This is a genomic window from Clostridium sp. SHJSY1 (assembly GCF_031626875.1).
In the GTDB taxonomy this organism is placed as follows: domain Bacteria; phylum Bacillota; class Clostridia; order Clostridiales; family Clostridiaceae; genus Clostridium.
Map to the genome: position 1 here is coordinate 54334 of NZ_JANDMF010000021.1, position 21034 is coordinate 75367.

Below are 21034 nucleotides of genomic sequence, written 5' to 3' on the forward strand. Positions count from 1 at the left end.
TATGGATAATTTAGAAAATATAAAAAATGAAATTAAAATTCCAAAAGGAATAGATTTAGCAATTAAGAGTGGCATTAAAAAGGGAGAAAAAGAGAAAAAATTAAAAAAGCGAAAAAATGTATATAAAAAAGTGGCTTCAGCAGCTGCAATTCTAGTGGTTATGGGTTCAGTAGTAGTTATAAAACCAGATATAGTAAAGGCAATTCCAGGTGTTCAATCAATATTTAAGCTAATTGGTTATGGAAATACAGGAGAGAGCTTTGGAAAGTTTGAACAATTTTCAACTAGTATTAATAAGTCTGTAGAGAAGAATGGAATAAATGTAACTATAAATGAAATAACTATAGATGGGAATACATTGGCAATAACTTCAACTATGGAGGGGGAAAACCTTAAAGAAGGGATTGGCTATATGGGGGGGATAATGCTTAATGGTAAATCAGTTGATGGTTGGAGTAATAAGGATAAAAAAGTTGATGATAATACCCTTATTACAGTGACAGAAGCAAATATTTCTGATTTGGATTTGGCAGAGGATGTGGATGTTGAAATAAATATTGTATATGTTGGGGAGATAAAGGGTCCTTGGAATTTTAAGTTCAAGGTTTCTAAAAGTGATAAGCAGACAAATTCTAGAGTAGTTCAGTTAAATAAAACCATAAATATACCAAATAGTACGTTAAAAATGGACAATATTTCAATAAGTCCTTTAGGAAACACATTGAATTATTCTGGCATATATAATGAAACTCAGGAAAGCCAGATGAATGGTATCTTTGATTTTGTTATCATAGATGATAAAGGCAAGATGTTGCAAACAAAGGATGTCGGGTCTCACTCAACTAAGGAAAAGTATGAAGGTAAGATAGAGATATTAAATGATTTAACAAATGTGAAATCAGTAACTGTAGTTCCAATACTTAAGAAATGGGGGATAAAGAGGATGGATATATACAATTCTTCCTATCCAATACTTCAAACAACAATAAACAGCACTAACTTCAATATTCCTCAGGAAACAATAACAAAGAGCAGACCAGCAACTAAAAAAGAAAAATCAGCTGGATATTCTTTTAATAATGTTATTCATGCATTTAATATAGATAAAACTAGAGAGTTTTCTAATATAGATGGATTAGTGAACCAAGTTATAAAGGTTGGAAATAATAGTATAGTGGTAATAAAAGGTATTGAAGCTTCAGAAAAGGAAACAAAAGTTACATTTAAGATAGAGGGTAACTGTGTTTATGATTATAGGAATATAGATCAAGCTGTTATTATAGATGAAGAATACAATGATTTTAAATTGGCAGAGGATGGGGAAAGAGCAGCATTTGAAAATGTTGATGAAGGAATTGTGTCAGTTAAGCTACCTACAATAGATAAAACAAAAAAATATAAAATAGCACTTCCTCAAATTGATGAACCTGAAATTGAAGAAAGATATAAAATAAACATTGATTTAGAAAAATAAAATATTAGATTGAAATAGAGAAGAGTTAATTGTAAATGTAACTCTTCTCTATTTTGTTTTTCTAAACTGTAATGGCGTTTTTCCATAAATCTTTTTAAACATCTTAGAAAAGTTTGCAGAGTAATTATAACCTACCTTATGGGCAATATCCTCAATACTTAAGTCTGTTGTTGATAAGAGGTTTGTTGCAACAGTCATTCTAATATGATTTGTATATTCTCCAATAGACATATGATATTGCTTTGAAAATCCTGCTTTAAGTTTTTGCTCATTTAGAAAAACTATCTTGCTTAAAGTTTCTATACTAGGGGGATTGCAATATTCCTTTGATAGAATATCATAGGCTTTTTGAATAGCAGAAATATCAGAAGAAGTCAACTTTATAGTTCTATTATTTCCAATATTAATATTTCCATAGTTAATTTGATTAGTAAAAGCATTTTCAGGAGATTTATTAATCTCATTTATTAAAATTGCTAAGCACTCTAATATTTTACTTTCAAGATACATACCATTTAAAGCATTTTTGCTAGCTAAACTTTGTAGTTCCCGAATGATTTCTACGATTTCTAAAGGTAGATAAGTATAAGTATAATTTTTTATAAAAGTATCTAAATCAAATATATCTGGAAAGTTAGGTTTTATTATTTCAGTAAAATACTTTTCATATATAGTTATTTCAGTTCCATGATAATGTTGCCCCTTTTTCCAAATTTGCTGTCCTTTTAAATCTTTCTCAATCACAAAGAAAGAAGATGGAGTGAAAGAAAATACAGGATTATTCTCAATTTTAAATTCTGTGATTCCTTTATAAACTAAACCAAATCGCATTAAAAGTTGAGAATTATCAAAGGATAAAGAGAAGTCTTCTGGAATAGTATAATCAGCAATACCTAAGTTATAGTAATCTTCTCTTGAGTAGCTAATTAAATAGCCAAGTTCAGGCTTGTTTTTATTTTTATATAAAGTGTAACCTTCATTTTCAATTTTACTAAAACATAACTTTTTTAAAACTTCAGATTTGAATTCGTCACTAGATTTTACAAGCATAGATTACCTCATTTCTACTCATAATAAATTGTAAATAGCAATTTGTTTAGGAATATATTAATTATATTTAATATATCCATTATGCACAATAAGAATAATCCAATAAGATGCAAAAATAATTAAATTAGGTTCAAAGATTGAATTGATAATGAATATCAAGTACAATTACCTTAGTAAAAACATATAGAATATAAATTCTGAAAGGAAGATAAGATATGGCAAGAAAATCAGTATTAAAAACATTTATAGTTGCATGTATAACATCAATGCTTTTTGTTGGATGTTCAAATACTTCTACAGTAAAGGAAGAAAACAAAACAGTTAAGGTAACTGATGTTAAAGGAGAAGTAGAAATACCAGAAAAACCAGAAAGAATAGTAGATTTAAGTGGAAATAGTGATACTTTATCCATTTTAGGATACAACGTAATAGGTACTGCTAATAGTGATGCATATGATTATAAAAAATTACCTACATATTTAGAAGGTACATTAAAAGATGCTAAAATACTTGGCTATAGTATGCAAGATACTATGGATGTAGAAGCAATAATGAATTTAAAGCCAGATTTAATTATAATCTCAACAGTACAAGAAAAAATGTATGAGCAATTAAGTGAAATTGCACCTACAGTAATGATTAAGTTAGAAGCTTTAGATTGGAAAGAAGATGTTAAGACTTTAGCAAAAGTATTTAATAAAGAAGAAGCAGCAAAAACTTGGTTAGAAAACTATGATAAAAAGGCAAAAAAAGTTGGGGAGAAGGTTAAAGAAACCTATGGTAAAGATTCAACTTACCTTTCCTTCTTAGCTAGTGATGGAAAATTCTATGTATTTGATGGAGCAGGTCTTGGAAATATTTTGTATAAAGATATGGAATTAGTTAAACCTCAAGGTATGCCAAAGCAAAGTGATATAAGTTTACCAGTAGTAACTTATGAAGGTTTAGCAGAAATTAAAGCAGATTATATAGTTGTTATAGGAACAGATCAAGATTTTAAGACTTTGGAAGGGAATGCTATATGGAATGGCTTACCTGCTGTGAAAAATGGAAAAACTCTTAAATTACCTTCATCACCTTACTTTAATCAAGGATATAGTTCTGTAGGGAGAGAGTTACTTTTAGACCAAGCAATGGAGATGTTAAATGGTAAAAAGTAATAAAGGTGCAATAACTTTTATAGTTTGTAGTATTTTTATTCTATTAATTGGGGTGTTTCTAGGCATAAGTCTAGGAGCTACCCAAATTGGAATTTCAGAAATATGGCATAGTGTCTTTAATTATACTGAAAAGCTTGAACTTGTGTTAATTAGAGATGTCCGTATTCCAAGAGTACTTTGTGTATTGCTGACAGGTGGGATTTTAGGAGCAACAGGAGCTATGATTCAAGGAGCTACAAGAAATCCAATAGCAGAACCTTCCCTCCTTGGTGTAAGCCAAGGAGCTACATTAGTTGTGGCAATATTTTTTGCAGTTGGAATTTCAATAACTACTACAAATGTAATGATAGCATCATTTATTGGAGCATTAATTAGCGGAATTATAGTTATAGGATTTATATCAAGAAAAGCTAATAATAGTTCAATCACAAAAATACTATTAGCAGGAACAGCTATGAGTACATTTTTTATCTCTCTTACAACTATTGTAGGGCTTTTAACAAATAAATCTCAATTAATAGCATTTTGGGTTGCTGGAGGGTTTAGTAATGCTACTTGGGCTGATTTTAAATTAGTTGCAGTGGTTGGGATTATAGGATTAATAATAGGAATTTTACTTTCAAATAAAATAAATATATTAAGTTTAGGGGATGATGTAGCAATAAGCCTGGGACAAAATCCTGAAAAGATAAGATTAATAACATTAATTGTTATTATACCAATGTGTGCAGCAGCAGTTGCTGTTGGTAAAAATATTGCCTTTGTTGGACTTATAGTTCCTCAAATAGTAAGAAAAATATTAGGAGAAGATTATAGAAAAAATATACCATGTTCTTTTTTATTAGGAGCAGTGATTTTAACCTATTCTGATATTGCTGCAAGGTTATTTTATAGTCCATATGAAACACCAATTGGAATATTTACAGCTTTAATAGGAGTTCCATTCTTTATAATGGCAGCAAGAAAGGAGAAAGGCTAATATGAAAAAAGTCAACTTTAAGATAACAGCATTAATATTATTTAGTTTGTTATTAGTATCTCTCCTTTTATATCTAAGCTGGGGGAGTTATAAAATATCACCTATAGAAATTATAAACACTTTAATTGGACAAGGTACCAAGCTTCAAAACACAGCACTTTTAGATATTAGAATGCCTAGAATGTTAGTTGGAATTTCTGTAGCTATAGCATTATCTACAGCTGGAGCCTTGTTGCAAACTATAACAAAAAATGAATTGGCAGATTCAGGGATAATAGGAATAAATGCAGGAGCAGCAGTGGCAGCTGTAATCTTTATATCATTGAAAACTTCAAATTATTATAGTGAGTTTGGAAGTTTATCTATCTATATATTACCTTTCATGGCTATTTTAGGGGCAGGGATTTCAGCGTTTTTAATCTATTTTCTATCAAGTAGAGATAAAATCAGACCAAGAAGATTGCTATTGATTGGACTAGGAATAAATGCAGGATTAAATGCCTTTATAACATTTTTTACATTTAGAGGTGGAGTTAGTGATTATAACAGAGTTTTGGTTTGGATTTCAGGAAGTCTTTGGGGAGCTGGCTGGAGTTATGCAAAAATAATAATTCCATTAGTGATTATAATGTTTATATTAACAATACTAAATTATAAAAAGCTAGATGTGTTGAATTTCTCTGATGAACATGCAACTTGTCTTGGATTAAATTTAAATAGAGAAAGAAAAAAGTTTTTAATCTATGCAGTTATTCTTGCTGGGGGAGCAACAGCCTTTGCAGGGAATGTAGGATTTATAGGATTAATCAGTCCTCACATGGCAAGAAAATTAGTAGGACCTTATCATAAAAATTTCCTGTTGGCATCTGCTTTAATAAGTGTAGTAATAGTTTTATTTGCAGATGCAATATCAAGAAATTTATTTTCTCCAATTGAAATACCAGTAGGAATTACAATTTCAATTTTAGGAGTACCATATTTTATTTATTTAATGATGAAGGAGAAATAATATGGAAGCTATTAGTGTAAAAAATTTATCAGTGGCCTATGAAAAAAATTTAATAATAGATAATATGAGTTTTTCAATTCCAAAGGGTGAATTAAGTATAATAATTGGAGCAAATGGATGTGGAAAATCAACACTACTAAAAACCATAGCTAGAATAATAAAGCCTAAAAGTGGTGAAATTTTTATAAATGAGAAAAACATAAAAAATCAAAAAGAAAAACATATTGCTACTGAAGTTGCCTTTTTACCCCAAGGACCAACTTGTCCAAGCGGTATTACTGTTAAACAATTAGTTGCATATGGAAGATTTCCCTATCAAAAGATGATAGGTGGACTTAATAGCCATGATAAAGAGGTCATTAATTGGGCAATTGAGGAAACTGGTCTTAAAGATTTTGCTGATAGAGAAATAGAGAACTTATCTGGAGGACAAAGACAAAGAGCATGGATTGCAATGACTTTATCTCAAGAGACAGACATAATTATGCTAGATGAACCAACTACTTATTTAGATATGTCTTATCAATTAGAAGTATTAGAAGTTCTAGAAAGATTAAATAAAAAGAAGAATATTACAGTTGTTATAGTACTTCATGAACTTAACAATGCTTGTAGATTTGCAAGTAATATTATTGGATTAAAAAAGGGGCAAATAATTTGTAATGGGAATCCTAAGGAAGTCATAACTAAAGAAAGTTTAAAAGAAATCTATGGGATAGATGTTAAATTGCAATTAAGTGAAAATAAATGTTATCCAATTTGTATAGATTATGAGCTTGTAAGGGGATTTTTTTAGTGTGCATTATAAAATGGAATAGTAGGAATATTAAATATAATCTATAATATGCTATTAGAAATACTTCTAATCGCATATTTTTTTAAGATAACTGATTTAAAGAATAAAAGTTATTACTTGATAATGATTTGTAGAGTATTTGCTTTAAAAATTAAGAAAAAGGGTTAAATAAAAATATAAATTAGTTTAATAAGAGATTCTAGTTTATTTAGAGAAAAAGAAGAAAAATATGAGAATTGAAAAGTATACTCGATAGGTATACAATTAACTTACGTGGTAAAAAAAGTAAAAGTAGTAAAAATAAATGAAAAAGTTTTATGAATTAATTATTTAGCTTAATGAGCTATGTAAATTTGGGGAGGTGTATTTATGAGTTTTAAGACAACAGAACAACATGAAAATTTGAGAGCAAAAATTAGAACATTTGCAGAAGAGGAAGTTAAGCCAATTGCTTTTATGCTGGATCAGGAAAATAAATTTCCTTCAGAAATAGTGCATAAGTTAGCTGAAATGGGAGTGTTAGGGATACCATATCCTAAAAAGTATGGTGGAGCAGGATTAGATATAATTAGCTATGCAATTGCTGTTGAAGAGCTATCAAGAATAGATGGAGGAACAGGGGTAATTCTATCTGCCCATACATCTTTAGGGACATACCCAATTGCTGCATATGGGACAGATGAACAAAAGGAGAAATACTTAGTGCCACTAGCCAAAGGAGAGAAACTTGGTGCTTTTGGACTTACAGAAGAAAATGCAGGAAGTGATGCTGGTGGAACAGAAACTAATGCAGTTTTAGATGGTGACTATTATATTCTAAATGGAGAAAAGATATTTATTACAAATGGTGGTGAAGCAGATATATATGTTGTATTTGCTGTGACAACACCAGGGATAGGAACTCGAGGGATAAGTGCATTTATCGTAGAAAAAGGATGGGAAGGTTTTTCTTTTGGCAAGCATTATGATAAGATGGGAATTCGATCATCAGCTACTGCAGAATTGATTTTTAATGATGTAAAAGTTCCTAAAGAAAATCTATTAGGAAAAGAGGGAGAGGGATTCAAGATTGCTATGTCCACATTAGATGGTGGTCGTATTGGTATTGCATCTCAAGCTCTTGGTATAGCTCAAGGAGCATATGAACATGCATTAGAATATTCAAAAGAAAGAGTACAATTTGGAAAGCCTATTTGTCAACAACAAAGTATAGCATTTAAATTAGCTGATATGGCTACAAAGTTAAGAGCAGCTAGATTACTTGTTTATAGTGCAGCAGAATTAAAAGGAAAACATGAACCTTATAGTATGGAGGCTGCTATGTGTAAGCAATATGCTTCTGATGTTTGTCTTGAGATTGTTAATGATGCTCTTCAGATATTTGGTGGAAGTGGATATTTGAAAGGCATGGAAGTTGAACGGGCTTATAGAGATGCAAAGATTTGTACAATTTATGAAGGAACCAATGAAATTCAGAGAGTTGTTATAGCTGCTCATATTATAGGTAAGATGCCAAAAAGTAATAAGGGTGAGGTTAAAAACTTGCAATCTGAACCAGCAACAGGCTATCGTAAGAAGATAATATTGAAAAAAGGAACTTTAGAAGAGAGAGTTAATGAGCTTGTTGAATCTCTTAAAAAGGATGGATATGATTTTACAGTTGGAATTCCAATAGATACTCCAATCAACAAAGCAGAAAGAGTAGTTAGTGTTGGCTTAGGTATAGGTGAAAAAGAAAATATGAAGTTAATAGAAGAACTTGCAGTTCAAGCAGGAGCCGCAATTGGTTCATCAAGGCCAGTTGCAGAAACTTTAAAGTACCTACCATTAAATCGTTATGTAGGAATGTCAGGACAAAAGTTTAAGGGAAATCTTTATATAGCTTGTGGAATTTCAGGGGCAGGACAACATCTAAAAGGAATAAAAGATGCTACAACAATTGTTGCAATAAATAATAATGCTAATGCAAAAATTTTCAAGAATGCTGATTATGGAATTGTTGGAGATTTAGAGGAGGTATTGCCATTACTTACTGCTGCTTTGGACAATGGAGAGCTAAAGAAAGATGCTCCACCAATGAAGAAGATGAAGAGAGCAATTCCAAAGAAAACTGCTCCAGTATGGAAACATTATGTATGCAATGGATGTGGCTATGAGTTTGATCCTGGAATAGGAGATAAGGAAGGAGATATAGCTCCAGGTACATTGTTTGAAAATTTACCTGAAGAATGGACTTGCCCAGCTTGCAGTGAAGAAAAAGCCATGTTTATAGAAGTATAGTTTATATAATTATGTATTTTAAATGTAAAGGAGGATTAAATATATGTATTGTGTTAGAAAAGTAACTGAAGATCTTTATTGGATTGGAGGTAATGATAGAAGGCTTGCACTTTTTGAAAATATTCATCCAATTCCAAGAGGGGTTTCGTATAATTCGTATTTACTTTTAGATGAAAAAACAGTTTTATTTGATACAGTAGATTGGTCAATTTGTCGTCAATTTCTTGAGAATATAAAGTCAGTTTTAGCTGATAGAGATTTAGATTATATGGTAATAAACCATGTAGAACCAGATCATGCAGCATGTATTGAAGAAATTATTCTTCGTTATCCTAATGTAAAAATTGTATGTACACAAAAGGCTGCTATGTTTATGAGACAATTTGGATTTAATGTTGGAGATCAAGTAGTTGAAGTAAAAGAAGGAGATAGTATGTCCTTTGGAAAGCATGAGATGGTATTTGTATCTGCTCCAATGGTACATTGGCCAGAAGCTATGGTGACTTTTGATACTACTGATGGAGTACTATTTTCAGCAGATGCATTTGGATCTTTTGGATCTTTAGATGGCAAATTATTTAACGATGAAGTTAATTATGATAGAGATTGGATTGATGATGCTAGAAGGTATTATACAAATATTGTAGGAAAATATGGACCACATGTTCAAAATCTTTTAAAGAAAGCTAGTAAACTTGATATTAAGTATATATGTCCGTTACATGGATTAGTTTGGAGAAATGATTTTGGATATTTATTAGATAAATATGATAAATGGAGTCGATATGAACCAGAAGAGAAGGGAGTAATGATAGTATATGGAACAATGTATGGAGGTACAGAAGCTGCGGCTAATGATTTGGCAACAAGGTTAGTTAAAAAGGGAATGACAAATGTAGTGATGTATGATGTTTCAAATACTCATGTTTCATACTTAATTTCTGAAGCATTTAAATATAGTCATGTAGTTTTGGCTTCTGTAACTTATAATTTAAAAATTTATCCACCTATGCTTAATTATATAATGGATATGAAGGCTTTAAATCTCCAAAAACGTACATTTACCCTTATAGAAAATGGATCATGGGCACCTCAATCTGAGAAATTGATGCATGAACTTTTGAATGAAATGAAAGAAATGACTATCTTAGAGAATGAAGTATCATTAAATTCCATTATGAAAGAAGAGGATTCTGAGTTAATGGAAGCTACTGCTGATAGTATTATTGAATCAATGAAGTAATGTGAAAAAGTATATAAAAGAACCAACTTTATAATTCAAAGTTGGTTCTTTTATTGGTTAGAGATATGCTAGTTTATCACATAACTGGTATATTGTGTGTAGCATTAAATATAGGTGTGTTTCGTGATTGATGTTTTTTTACTCTTGAGATTGCTTGTTAATTTTAAGTAAACGTTATAAAATAATAGTAAATCAGATGTCTGGGGGGATTTAAATGGTTTTAAAAAAATTATGTAAACTTTTAGGGGGAATTATCTTATCTGCTACTATTCTAAGTTCTATAACCAATGTAAATGCAGCAGTATCTAAGACTAATTCATCTCAAAAAAATACTGCAGTGAGTCAACAAGCTGTAAGTAGTACTTATGTTGCGAGAGATCCATTTTATGATTTAAGTGACAAGTCAGTTAACAGGATGTCTTCAGAACATTTCCAAATTATATGGGGAAAGAACGATGAAACAGGTACTGTTAATGAGGAGTTAGTTAAAGGGAATCTTCAAAACTTAGAGACTATTAGAGATTTTTATGTTAACGTAATGGGACTAGATGACACTAGTGTTTCTGTAAATAGTCCTATAAATTCTAGTAGTACTCACTATAAAACAAATCTATACATAAATAAAACAGGATTGTCTAAAATAGAAAGTGATTGGGCTTATATGTCAAGTGATGCAAATGGATTTGCTTATTTAGCTGTAGAGCCAGGGGCTATGAGGGTGGATCCACCTAGTTGGGTAATTCCTCATGAATATGCTCACGCTATTACTATGCATCAAAGAGGAACAATAGCTTCACCTTGGTATGAGACATTGGCGAATTGGTTTAGAGATCAATATCTAGGAAGTACTTATTATAAATATGGGAATAATGTTTATGGGCCTACTTCAGATTTCTTTCAACCAATAGTTTTAAATTCAGATTATTATTTTCCACATTTGAAAAATTACTATGATGCTTGGCCGTTTTTATTATATGTAAGTGAAAATCCAGATAATATGACTGGATTAGGTATGGATGTAATGAGAAAAATGCTTCATGATAGTAATAATGATATAATGTTTGACAAGCTTCAAAGATTGTCAGGAACATCAACAAAAGATATGTTAGGTGGATATGCTAGAAGAATGGTAACTATGGACTTCAAGAGACAATCTAGCTATTTAAATTATTTAAATGACCTTCTTAAAGACAGTTCAAATTATGATAAGATTTATACAACTTTAGAAAGTACTAGTGATGGATGGCTTAAGGTACCAGATTCAAGAGCTCCACAGCAAGGTGGATATAATATTATACCTCTTAATATTAATATGAATAGCAAGCAAGTGTCAGTAAACTTCCAAGGGGATAAGTCAGTTTCAGGAGCAGATTTCCGTGCAAGTATTGTAACTAAAACAAGAGATGGTAAGACAAGATATTCTACAATGTGGAATAGTGGAGTTAATACTTTAAATCTTCAAGGAGATGAAGAAAAAGCTTATCTTGTAGTTTGTGCTACACCTGATAAAATGCTTGATTTAACTTCATTTGATATTAATGCTGTAGGAACAAAATATTCATATAAAGTACAAGTATCAACTAGTGGTACAGGAACAGATACGCAAAAGGTTAATAATATAGCATCTAAAGCAGTAGCTAGTACATCATATTGTTCAGATTGGGAAAATGTAAGTGCTTTAAATGATGGGTTTGATCCAACAAGTTCAAATGATAGAACACATTTAGTATATGGAAATTGGCCTCAAACTGGAACTCAATGGGTTCAATATAAATTTGATAAGAACTATACAATATCTCAAAGTGATGTATATTGGTTTAAGGATGATCAAGGTGTTGATGTACCTAAATCTTATAAAATTCAGTATTGGAATGGAAGTAAATGGGCTGATGTGAAGAATCCTTCAGGACTTGGAACATCTATTAATAAGTACAACACTACAACATTTACACCTGTAAATACAAATTCAATAAGAATTCAGATGACTTCTAATGGAAGTTTTTCTACAGGAATTTTAGAGTGGAAGGTACAAGCTAAAAATTAAATATAAAGTATTAAGGAGCTATTTGCAATAGAGTATTGTAAATAGCTCCTTTTAATATTAATAGGTTTGAATAACAGAAAAACTATGATCTATTTTTATATAAGATGCTTGTATTTAAAGTTTTTAGAATAATTATTAATCATAAGAAAAAACTAAATAGGAATATTCATATTAAATATTAGATTAAATAATAATTTTATTTTAGTGAAAAAATTATTATAGAAGGAATGGAAAGGAGAGAATAAGCTTGATAGATATGAAATCAAAAATAGAAATGGGATGGAATTTAGAGAATAGTTATAAAGAGTTACCAGAAGTGTTTTTTTCAAAAGTAAATCTATCCTCAGTATCATCACCTAAATTAGTAGCATTTAATCAGACGTTAGCAACTCCTCTTGGATTAAATGTAAAAGAACTAGAAAGTAATTGTGGTGTAGAAGTATTTGCTGGAAATAAAATACCTAAAGGGGCTATACCTATTGCACAAGCTTATGCGGGACATCAATTTGGCCATTTTACCATGCTTGGTGATGGAAGAGCGTTGTTACTTGGAGAACAAATTACTCCTTTAGGAAATCGAGTTGATATTCAACTTAAGGGGTCAGGAAGAACACCATATTCACGTGGAGGGGATGGAAGAGCTGCACTTGGACCAATGCTACGTGAATATATAATTAGCGAAGCTATGTATAGCCTTGGAATCCCTACAACACGTAGTTTAGCAGTAGTAACAACAGGAGAGATAGTATATAGAGAAAAGGAACAACCTGGAGCAATTCTTACAAGAGTTGCAGATAGTCATATACGTGTTGGAACATTTCAATATGCTTCAGAGTGGGGAACTATAGATGAGTTAAAAGCTTTAACTGATTATGCAATACAGAGACATTATCCAGAAATTAGTGGTGAAGAAAATCCATATTATCTTTTTCTTCAAGAAGTTGTAAAAAGGCAAGCATCATTAATTTCTAAATGGCAGTTAATAGGTTTTATTCATGGGGTCATGAACACTGATAATATGACTATTAGTGGTGAAACTATTGATTATGGACCTTGTGCATTTATGGATACATATAATCCAGCAACAGTATTTAGTTCAATTGATATTAAGGGGCGATATGCTTATAAAAATCAACCAAACATGGCTGTTTGGAACTTAGCAAGATTGGCTGAAGCTTTATTGCCATTATTACATGAAAATATGGAGAAAGCTGTTACACTGGCTCAAGATGCTATTTCAAGTTTTGGAGAGTTGTATCATAGTAATTGGTTAGCAGGAATGAGAGCAAAGTTAGGGATATTTAATGAAGAAATTGAGGATGAACAACTTATTGAGGAACTTCTTAATATAATGATGAAATATAAGGCAGATTATACAAATACATTCTGTGAATTAACTTTTGAAAATTTTGAAAATACAATATTATTTAGAAGTGATGAGTTTACTAAATGGTATGAGGCATGGAGAGATAGGTTAGGTAGGCAACAAGAAACAAGAGAGTCATCACAACATTTGATGCAAAGTAGTAACCCAGCAGTAATACCTAGAAATCATAGAGTAGAAGAGGCTTTAGATGCTGCAATTAAAAAAGGTGATTACAGTATTATGAATAAGCTTCTAAATGTTCTTTCAAGACCATATTCATATTCTCCTGAACAAATAGAATATTCAAAGTTGCCAGAAACAAATGCTCAATATAGAACTTTTTGTGGAACTTAATCAATGAAATAAAAAATATATAATTTCTAATTCCCAAGTATTTTTTACTTGGGCTTAATTTTTACCATAATATGAAGAAAGAAATATCTCAAGAAATATAATAATGTGTCGAATAATATAATGTGAAATGTTTGTAGATAATTAAAATATGGAGGTATATAAAGTGAAGTCAATTTTTAAACCAGCAATAGTATTATTAGGAAGATTAAAATATTCAGCTAAATTTTTATTAATTTTGTTATGTTTTATTATTCCTTTAATTTTTGTTCAATTAACATTTTTGAAAGATTTAAATGGGAAAGTTGAGGTTTTAGAAAATCAACAAATAGGATTAGAATTAAGTGAGAAGATAACTCCTTTAATAATGTACATGCCTCAACATCGTGGAACATCATCCACATATCTTGGGGGAAGGACAGATGTAAAAGGAAAAATTGATGAAGTAGAAACTAAAATAGATAAATCAATCTTAGTATTAGATGATGAAATTAAAAAATATAGCAAACAATTTAGCATACAAGATGATTGGAATGAAATAAAGGACCAATGGGAGAATTTAAAAAAAGAAAATTTAAGTTTAGCTCAAGCAGATTCATTTAAAAAGCATACAGAATTAATTGATAAAATAATTAAATATAATGTAAAAGTAGCAGAAAAAACACAGCTTTTTCCAGATTCAAATCTAGAAAAGTATTATTTAGTTGATTGTATAATAAATAAGTTTCCTGTGGGAACAGAGTATATGGGACAAGCTAGAGGAAAAGGTTCAGGGGTATTAGCCAAGAAATCAATGACTGAGGATGATTTTTCAGTGTTAGTATTCCAAACAAAATCTATATCTTCAGCATTAAAGGGAGCTTCAGAGCAATTAAATTATGTATATGAAAAAAATGCAAATGCAAAAAAATCATTATATGAGCTTGATAAAAGTTCAAGAGAAGCAGGAGATAAGCTTGTAGAAATATTAGAGAAAAACATAATTAAAGAAAAGAATAACTTAACATTTGATGCAACAAAATATTATGATACTACCACAGTAGCAATCGATGAAGTATTTAAATTATACAATGAAACTTTCCAAGTTATTGATGATATGCTTGTAAGTGAAAAACAAAGCCTTGTTCAAGAAAGTGTATTTATGTACTTACTTTCTTTTATTACAATAGCTTTGCTTATATATATTTTTATAGGTTTTTATTTGAATATTAGAGATTCTATATCCAATATTCAATTAGCTACAAGTAGGATAGCAGAGGGGGATCTTACAGTTACAACTAATCTAGAAAGTAAAGATGAAATGGGACAACTTAGCAACTATTTCAATAAAATGTCAAAGGACTTACGAGAACTTGTTTTAAAGATAAAAGATGCATCAAAACATGTTGCAGTATCTTCAGAAGGAATGGTATTAAGTGCTGGTAAAACAGCAAAAGCAGCAGAAGAAGTATCTTTAACATTACAGAAAGTAGCAGATGGAGCTAGTGAACAAATGGAGAGTATAGATGAAGCTACAGATTCTATTTCAAAAATGTCACAAGGTATTAGTAATATTTTAATTAATGGAGAAGAAGTTTCTAAATTATCACAAAGTGCTTTTCAAGCATCAAAAAAAGGCACTGAAATAGTACAATCGGTAGTTAATCAGATGAATGAAATCAGTATAGGAACTCAGGAGACAGCAAGTGTTATAAAGAATCTGGGTAGACATTCTGAAGAAATAGGAAAGATTACAGAAATTATTAAGGGGATTAGCGAACAAACTAACCTTTTAGCATTAAATGCAGCTATTGAAGCTGCAAGAGCTGGAGAGCTAGGGCGTGGTTTTGCAGTTGTATCTGATGAAGTAAGAAATCTTGCAGAACAATCAAGTATTTCTGCAGAGCAAATTTCTTCTTTAATACAGGATATTCAAAATGAGATGATTAAAGCGGTAGCATCTACAGAAAATGAGGCGGAAAAAGTTAAAGTGGGTATTGATAGAACAAATCAGGTAAGTAATGTATTTGAGGAGATTGAATATGCGGTATCAAATATGAGTATGAAAACGAAGGAAATGTCAGTATCTATGGAAGAAATCTCAACACAAAATAAACAAGTTATTAAAAATATTGAAGAACTTGAAACAACAGCAAAAGGAAATGCTAATTCAAGTATAGAAACAGCTGCAGCAAGTCAAGAGCAATTAGCTGTATTAGAAGAGATAACGAAAGAAGCGAAGTCTCTTTCCCAATCAGCAGAGAACTTAGGGGTAGCTATAACAAGGTTTAACATATAGTGGTAGATAATAGTTAAGGTGTTTTTGAAATGAAATTAATACAATTACAATTCCAATAGTAAAAGATAATAACATTTGAAATTAAAGTCGAAAATTGATATTATCATTACAGAAAGTTTTAGAATTTATAAATTTATATACTGCAGAGGGGGAACATACTTGTTAAGAACAATTAAAGGAAAGTTAATTTCTATTTTTTCGGTTTTAATTTTAGTTATGGCTTTTTTAGGGATTTATTCTTCAATTAATTTAAAAAATATAAATGATATATCAACTAATATATCAAATGAAGTTATTCCAGGTATTCAATATGCTGAAGAACTTAACACAATGACATCTGATTTTAGGATAATTGAGTATGAACATATTATTGCTGATGATAAAAAAACAATGGACTTAAAAGAGACAGAAATAAATGAATTAGAAATTAAAATTGAAGAAAAATTTGAAGATTATAAGAAAACTATAACCACTAAAGAAGATGAAGAATTATTTAACATGGTTGAAGAAAATTGGACTAAGTATTTAACTTTACATGAAAGAGTTATAGCCCTTAGTAGAGAATTAAAGACAAAGGAAGCTATGACAATAATGAATAAAGAAAGTAAAGAAGCATTTGATAGTGCATCAGGTGAATTATTAAAGCTATCTGATCTAAATAAAAGGTTAGCAGATGAAGCTAGTGCAAATGGAGACAAGCAGTATAGTAATACATTAAAAATAAGTAGTATTATTATAAGCAGTATTATTATATTTAGTATTATAGTAATGGTTATTGTTATTAGATCAATAGTTAAATCACTTGGTATTTTGAAAAATGAGTTAGACGAACTTTCAGAGAATGGTGGAGATTTAACTCAAGAAATAGAGGTTTCATCAAAAGATGAAATAAATGATTTAGCTATAAGTATAAACAAATTTATTGCTAACATAAAGGATATAGTTACTTCCGTAAATGAAAGTTCTGATAGTATAAGTAGCATTGTTGAAGATATAAAAGGAGATATGTCTGAGTTGAATATAAATATAGAAGGCATATCAGCAACAACAGAGGAACTATCAGCAGGAATGGAAGAAACAGCAGCTTCAGCAGAGGAAATGTCAGCAACATCAGAAGAAATAGAAAAGGCAGTTCAATCAATAGCAAATCAATCTGAAGATGGAGTTGTTAAAGTTGGAGAAATAAGTAGTAGAGCAGAAGATGCAAAAAAATATATATCAGAAGCTCAAAAAGAGACTTTTGGAATATTAGTAAGTACTAGAGATAAACTTGAAAAATCAATAGATGAATCTAAAATTGTTGGAGAAATTGATGTTCTGTCTGATTCTATTATGCAAATAACAGAACAAACAAATCTTCTAGCTTTAAATGCAGCAATTGAAGCTGCAAGAGCAGGGGAAGCAGGTAAGGGATTTTCAGTTGTTGCTGAAGAGATAAGGAAACTTGCAGAAGAGTCAAAAGAAGCAGTAGGGAAAATTCAAGGTATAACTAGTAAAGTAACTCAATCAGTAAATAGTCTTTCAGGTGATGCCAATAGACTTTTAGAATTTATATCTACAAATATAGATAAAGATTATAAGACTATTTTGGAAGTTACTGAAAAATATAGTGATGATGCTAATTTTGTAGATGAGCTTGTAACAAATTTTAGTGCTACTTCAGAAGAATTATTAGCGTCTATAACAGATTTGTTACAAACTATAGATGGGGTTGCACAAGCAACTAATCAAGGGGCAGAAGGAACTACAGAAATTGCAGGCAAAGCAGCTAGTATTAATAGTAAGTCAAATAATGTATTAGATCAAAGTGTTGCAGCAAAAGAAAAGGTGGAGGTATTGAAAGAGCAAATATCCAAATTTAAAATTTAAATTTGCATAGTAGCTAAAGTTTGAATTATTTAAGGCTTGAAGTTAGATAATATGTTAACTTCAGGTCTTATTTTAATATTTATATAAAACACAATCACAAGTAGTACCTGCTCCTACAGACCATAATATTATATAATCTCCATGATTAAGCTCATTATTTTCAATAGATCTTTCAAGAGCCAAAAAAGGACTTGTGGTACCTGTGTAGCCAAATTCATTTCCTATGAATGGGAATTTAGCTATATCCTCACCTAGTTCATTACATATTTGTTCAATACTTTTTATAGCAAACTGAGAAACAAAATATTTTTTTATATCATTTTTAGTAAGGTTATTTCTTGAAATGATTTCTTCTATAGAAATCTTAGCACTATAAAAAGCACCATCAAAGTTAAATGGGACCCACTTTACTAATTTATCTTTTACATCCAAATCAGAATCATGAATTGTTGAAGATAATCCTTCAGCAGGCAAAAGAATTTTATCATTATTCATTGAATTAGTATAAGCATCTGAATCTATGAATCCATGGTCAGTATTTGGAACATTCTCTAAAATAACTGCAGAAGCTGAATCACCAAAGTTGGCATAAGTTATAGATTCAGTAGATCTAGAAAATCTATTAAGTTGATCAGAGCCAACAACAAGTGAATACTTTATTCTTTGATTATCTCTCATGATTCTACTAACTTGATCTAAAGCAACTATCATACCAACACAGTTAGAATTTATATCATAAACTGAAGCTTTACTACTAGCACGTATTGCATCATGAATTTTTAGTGCATTAGTAGGAGATAAATACTCAGGAGTTCCAGAGGAAAAGGCTATTATACCTAGTTCCTGTGGGTCAACATTAGTTTTTTCTAAAACTTTCTTAACTGCATTAATCCCCATAGTAACTATAGTTTCATTAGGATCATTTGAAATATATCTAGTCTCTCTTCCAGTACTTGAAAGTAAAGGCCTAATATCTTCACCTTGTTTTTCAAAATGTTCAATAAAATAATCATTTTCTACTTGGTTCTCTGGATGATAATGTGCAATACCTTTAATAACAGCATTATAAAGTTTCATTTCATTTATCTCTCCTTTATATATTAAAAATAATTTTTTAATTATCTTATTTTTAGAAATTTTTTATATAAATATACTGAATTGAATTATGTTTTTCATGTAAAGTGTTAAAAGCAACTTTAAGTAAATATTATAAAAGATTCTTGTTAGAATCATATTTCTTGAATTTTGAATTAAATATAAAATAAGAGTTAATTTAGGACTTTTAAGAATTTTTTGTTAAATAAGAGAAGAAAAAATATATAATTGTAGCTGGTAAATATATATTAATTAGGAAATTTAATATATATAGTAAAAATACAAAAATATAAATTAAGGGGGAACAAATTTATGAAAAATACAAAAAAATTACTTGTATTTTTAGTAGCATTGGTGTTATTAATTCCAACTTGTTTGATATGTACACCAATGGTTAAGACAGAAGCAGCAACAAAAAGTAAATCTCAAAAGTATGCAGATGCTATGGAACCAGGTTGGAACCTAGGTAATAGTTTTGATTCTTTTGATACAAATGGCGATAGAGGGGAAGAATCTTGGGGAAATCCAATTGTAACAAAGGAATTAATTAAAAAAATTAAATCTCAAGGGTTCAAAAGTATACGTATGCCTTTTACAACTGTAATGCGTACAGGAGCAGCACCAGACTATAAAATTGATTCAAAGTTTTTAAATCGTTATGCTGAAGTTGTAAAATGGGCTCTTGATGAGGGGTTATATGTAATGATAAACATACATCATGATTCATGGAGTTGGGCTAATTCAATAGGGACAAGTGGAGACAATGGTGCATCAATAGCAAAATATAAAGCTATCTGGACTCAATTATCAGATTATTTTAAAGATTATTCTGATAAAGTTTGTTTTGAATCATTAAATGAACCACAATTTACAGGAGATACTGCTAATCAAATTAAAACATTAGAGCAAGTAAATACTGAATTTTATAATATAGTTAGAAATTCAGGAGGCAAAAATGCAACTCGTATGTTAGTATTACCTACATTAAATACTAATGATAGTGATGATAAATGTGAATCCTTATATAATACAATTGAAAAGTGTAAGGATGATAATATAATGGCAACATTTCATTACTATGGATATTGGCCATTTAGTGTTAATATAGCAGGGACAACAACTATGAATGATACTGTAATTTCGGAGCTGAAAAATTCTTTTGATAGAATGTATAATCATTTTACATCAAAAGGAATTGGGACAATCTGTGGTGAATATGGATTACTTGCATTTGATAATAATTTAAATGGTATTGAGCATGGTGAAATGTTAAAGTATTTTGAATATGTGACTTATTACGCAAAGCAAAAAAATATTACTATGATGCTTTGGGACAATGGTCAACATATGGGAAGAACTAGTCTTAATTGGAGTGATCAAAGTCTATACAATATTATTAAGGCATCTTGGAAAACAAGAAGTTCATATGCTGAATCAGATAGAATATTTATAAAAGATGAAACTAGAAATAATAATATTTCAATAAAACTAACATCAAATGGAAATAACTTAAATTCAATAATTTGTGGAGATAAAAAATTAGTATTAGGAAAAGATTATACTAGAGAGAATGATATAGTAACAATAAAGGGAGAATATCTAAATAAATTAATTACAGATAAATATGGAGTAAATGCTACACTAACAATGAGATTTTCAAAAGGTGCTGATTGGGATATTTTTGTTACCCATTATAAGACACCAGAATTAGATGATGGAACAGTAAGTGCAAGTGGATTTGAAATTCCAGTAAACTTTAATGGAGACAGAGTTACAACATTAGAGGCTATTAATTCTGATGGAAGTGGGGCAGGACCACAAGGCTGGACAACTTATAAACAATTTAATGAGGCATTTTCTGTTGATTATGATAAAAATAAAGTAACTATTAAAGATAAATTCTTTGCAGAAGCTAAGGATGGAGAAATTACTTTTAAGGTACATTTCCAAAGTGGAGAAATACTTCAATGCAAATTACTTAAAAGTGGAAGTGAAGTAAAAATAATAAAATAAACTTTAGTTGGATACAAAAAAGCCTTG

Annotated in this window: 14 protein-coding genes; 12 read left to right on the forward strand and 2 right to left on the reverse strand. The window is 30.1% G+C overall.

The window, feature by feature from the left end; translation table 11 throughout:
• Position 1: 1 nt before the first annotated feature.
• A complete protein-coding gene (locus NNC19_RS11230) occupies positions 2-1474 on the forward strand; it encodes a DUF4179 domain-containing protein (protein ID WP_310938743.1) in 1473 nt (490 codons plus the stop codon).
• A gap of 48 nt (positions 1475-1522) precedes the next feature.
• Here NNC19_RS11230 and NNC19_RS11235 read toward each other — a convergent pair whose 3' ends face one another.
• On the reverse strand, positions 1523-2524 hold the full coding sequence (locus NNC19_RS11235; RefSeq protein ID WP_310938744.1) for an AraC family transcriptional regulator: 1002 nt from the start codon (positions 2522-2524) through the stop codon (positions 1523-1525).
• Between the two features lie 215 nt (positions 2525-2739).
• Between NNC19_RS11235 and NNC19_RS11240 the strand changes: the two genes are divergently transcribed.
• From NNC19_RS11240 to NNC19_RS11285, 10 genes are all read left to right on the forward strand, one after another.
• Positions 2740-3684 (forward strand): ABC transporter substrate-binding protein, encoded by a 945-nt coding sequence (locus NNC19_RS11240; protein WP_310938745.1) that lies wholly within the window; start codon positions 2740-2742, stop codon positions 3682-3684.
• Positions 3671-4663, forward strand: coding sequence for an iron ABC transporter permease (locus NNC19_RS11245; RefSeq protein WP_310938746.1), 993 nt, complete (start codon positions 3671-3673; stop codon positions 4661-4663). Before NNC19_RS11240 ends, NNC19_RS11245 begins: the two co-directional genes overlap by 14 nt.
• A gap of 1 nt (position 4664) precedes the next feature.
• Positions 4665-5672 carry an iron ABC transporter permease gene (locus NNC19_RS11250; RefSeq protein ID WP_310938747.1) on the forward strand — a complete coding sequence of 336 codons (1008 nt, stop codon included), beginning with the start codon at positions 4665-4667 and terminating at the stop codon, positions 5670-5672.
• 1 nt (position 5673) lies between these two features.
• The gene (locus NNC19_RS11255; protein WP_310938748.1) at positions 5674-6468 is read left to right on the forward strand and encodes an ABC transporter ATP-binding protein; all 795 of its coding nucleotides are present in this window, start codon (positions 5674-5676) and stop codon (positions 6466-6468) included.
• A 369-nt stretch (positions 6469-6837) separates the two neighbouring features.
• The gene (locus NNC19_RS11260) at positions 6838-8748 is read left to right on the forward strand and encodes an acyl-CoA dehydrogenase family protein (RefSeq protein ID WP_310938749.1); all 1911 of its coding nucleotides are present in this window, start codon (positions 6838-6840) and stop codon (positions 8746-8748) included.
• A gap of 43 nt (positions 8749-8791) precedes the next feature.
• The gene (locus tag NNC19_RS11265; RefSeq protein WP_310938750.1) at positions 8792-9991 is read left to right on the forward strand and encodes an FprA family A-type flavoprotein; all 1200 of its coding nucleotides are present in this window, start codon (positions 8792-8794) and stop codon (positions 9989-9991) included.
• A 214-nt stretch (positions 9992-10205) separates the two neighbouring features.
• Complete coding sequence (locus NNC19_RS11270; RefSeq protein ID WP_310938751.1) at positions 10206-12035, forward strand: DUF6055 domain-containing protein; 1830 nt, start codon at positions 10206-10208, stop codon at positions 12033-12035.
• 247 nt (positions 12036-12282) lie between these two features.
• Complete coding sequence (locus NNC19_RS11275) at positions 12283-13755, forward strand: YdiU family protein (RefSeq protein ID WP_396136411.1); 1473 nt, start codon at positions 12283-12285, stop codon at positions 13753-13755.
• Between the two features lie 163 nt (positions 13756-13918).
• A complete protein-coding gene (locus NNC19_RS11280) occupies positions 13919-16030 on the forward strand; it encodes a methyl-accepting chemotaxis protein (RefSeq protein WP_310938752.1) in 2112 nt (703 codons plus the stop codon).
• 159 nt (positions 16031-16189) lie between these two features.
• Positions 16190-17899, forward strand: a complete 1710-nt coding sequence (locus tag NNC19_RS11285) for a methyl-accepting chemotaxis protein (protein WP_310938753.1) — start codon at positions 16190-16192, stop codon at positions 17897-17899.
• A gap of 72 nt (positions 17900-17971) precedes the next feature.
• On the opposite strand, the gene NNC19_RS11290 is transcribed toward NNC19_RS11285, so the two are convergent.
• The gene (locus NNC19_RS11290) at positions 17972-18976 is read right to left on the reverse strand and encodes a 3-oxoacyl-ACP synthase III family protein (protein WP_310938754.1); all 1005 of its coding nucleotides are present in this window, start codon (positions 18974-18976) and stop codon (positions 17972-17974) included.
• Positions 18977-19306: 330 nt separating this feature from the next.
• Between NNC19_RS11290 and NNC19_RS11295 the strand changes: the two genes are divergently transcribed.
• Positions 19307-21007, forward strand: coding sequence for a cellulase family glycosylhydrolase (locus NNC19_RS11295; protein WP_310938755.1), 1701 nt, complete (start codon positions 19307-19309; stop codon positions 21005-21007).
• The last annotated feature ends 27 nt before the right edge of the window (positions 21008-21034 follow it).

Coding starts and splice junctions, on each gene's coding strand:
- NNC19_RS11270 (WP_310938751.1), top strand. CDS start 10,206: ATGGTTTTAAAAAAATTATGTAAACTTTTAGGGGGAATTATCTTATCT.
- NNC19_RS11295 (WP_310938755.1), top strand. CDS start 19,307: ATGAAAAATACAAAAAAATTACTTGTATTTTTAGTAGCATTGGTGTTA.
- NNC19_RS11265 (WP_310938750.1), top strand. CDS start 8,792: ATGTATTGTGTTAGAAAAGTAACTGAAGATCTTTATTGGATTGGAGGT.
- NNC19_RS11245 (WP_310938746.1), top strand. CDS start 3,671: ATGGTAAAAAGTAATAAAGGTGCAATAACTTTTATAGTTTGTAGTATT.
- NNC19_RS11255 (WP_310938748.1), top strand. CDS start 5,674: ATGGAAGCTATTAGTGTAAAAAATTTATCAGTGGCCTATGAAAAAAAT.
- NNC19_RS11290 (WP_310938754.1), bottom strand. CDS start 18,976: ATGAAACTTTATAATGCTGTTATTAAAGGTATTGCACATTATCATCCA.
- NNC19_RS11260 (WP_310938749.1), top strand. CDS start 6,838: ATGAGTTTTAAGACAACAGAACAACATGAAAATTTGAGAGCAAAAATT.
- NNC19_RS11230 (WP_310938743.1), top strand. CDS start 2: ATGGATAATTTAGAAAATATAAAAAATGAAATTAAAATTCCAAAAGGA.
- NNC19_RS11240 (WP_310938745.1), top strand. CDS start 2,740: ATGGCAAGAAAATCAGTATTAAAAACATTTATAGTTGCATGTATAACA.
- NNC19_RS11235 (WP_310938744.1), bottom strand. CDS start 2,524: ATGCTTGTAAAATCTAGTGACGAATTCAAATCTGAAGTTTTAAAAAAG.
- NNC19_RS11250 (WP_310938747.1), top strand. CDS start 4,665: ATGAAAAAAGTCAACTTTAAGATAACAGCATTAATATTATTTAGTTTG.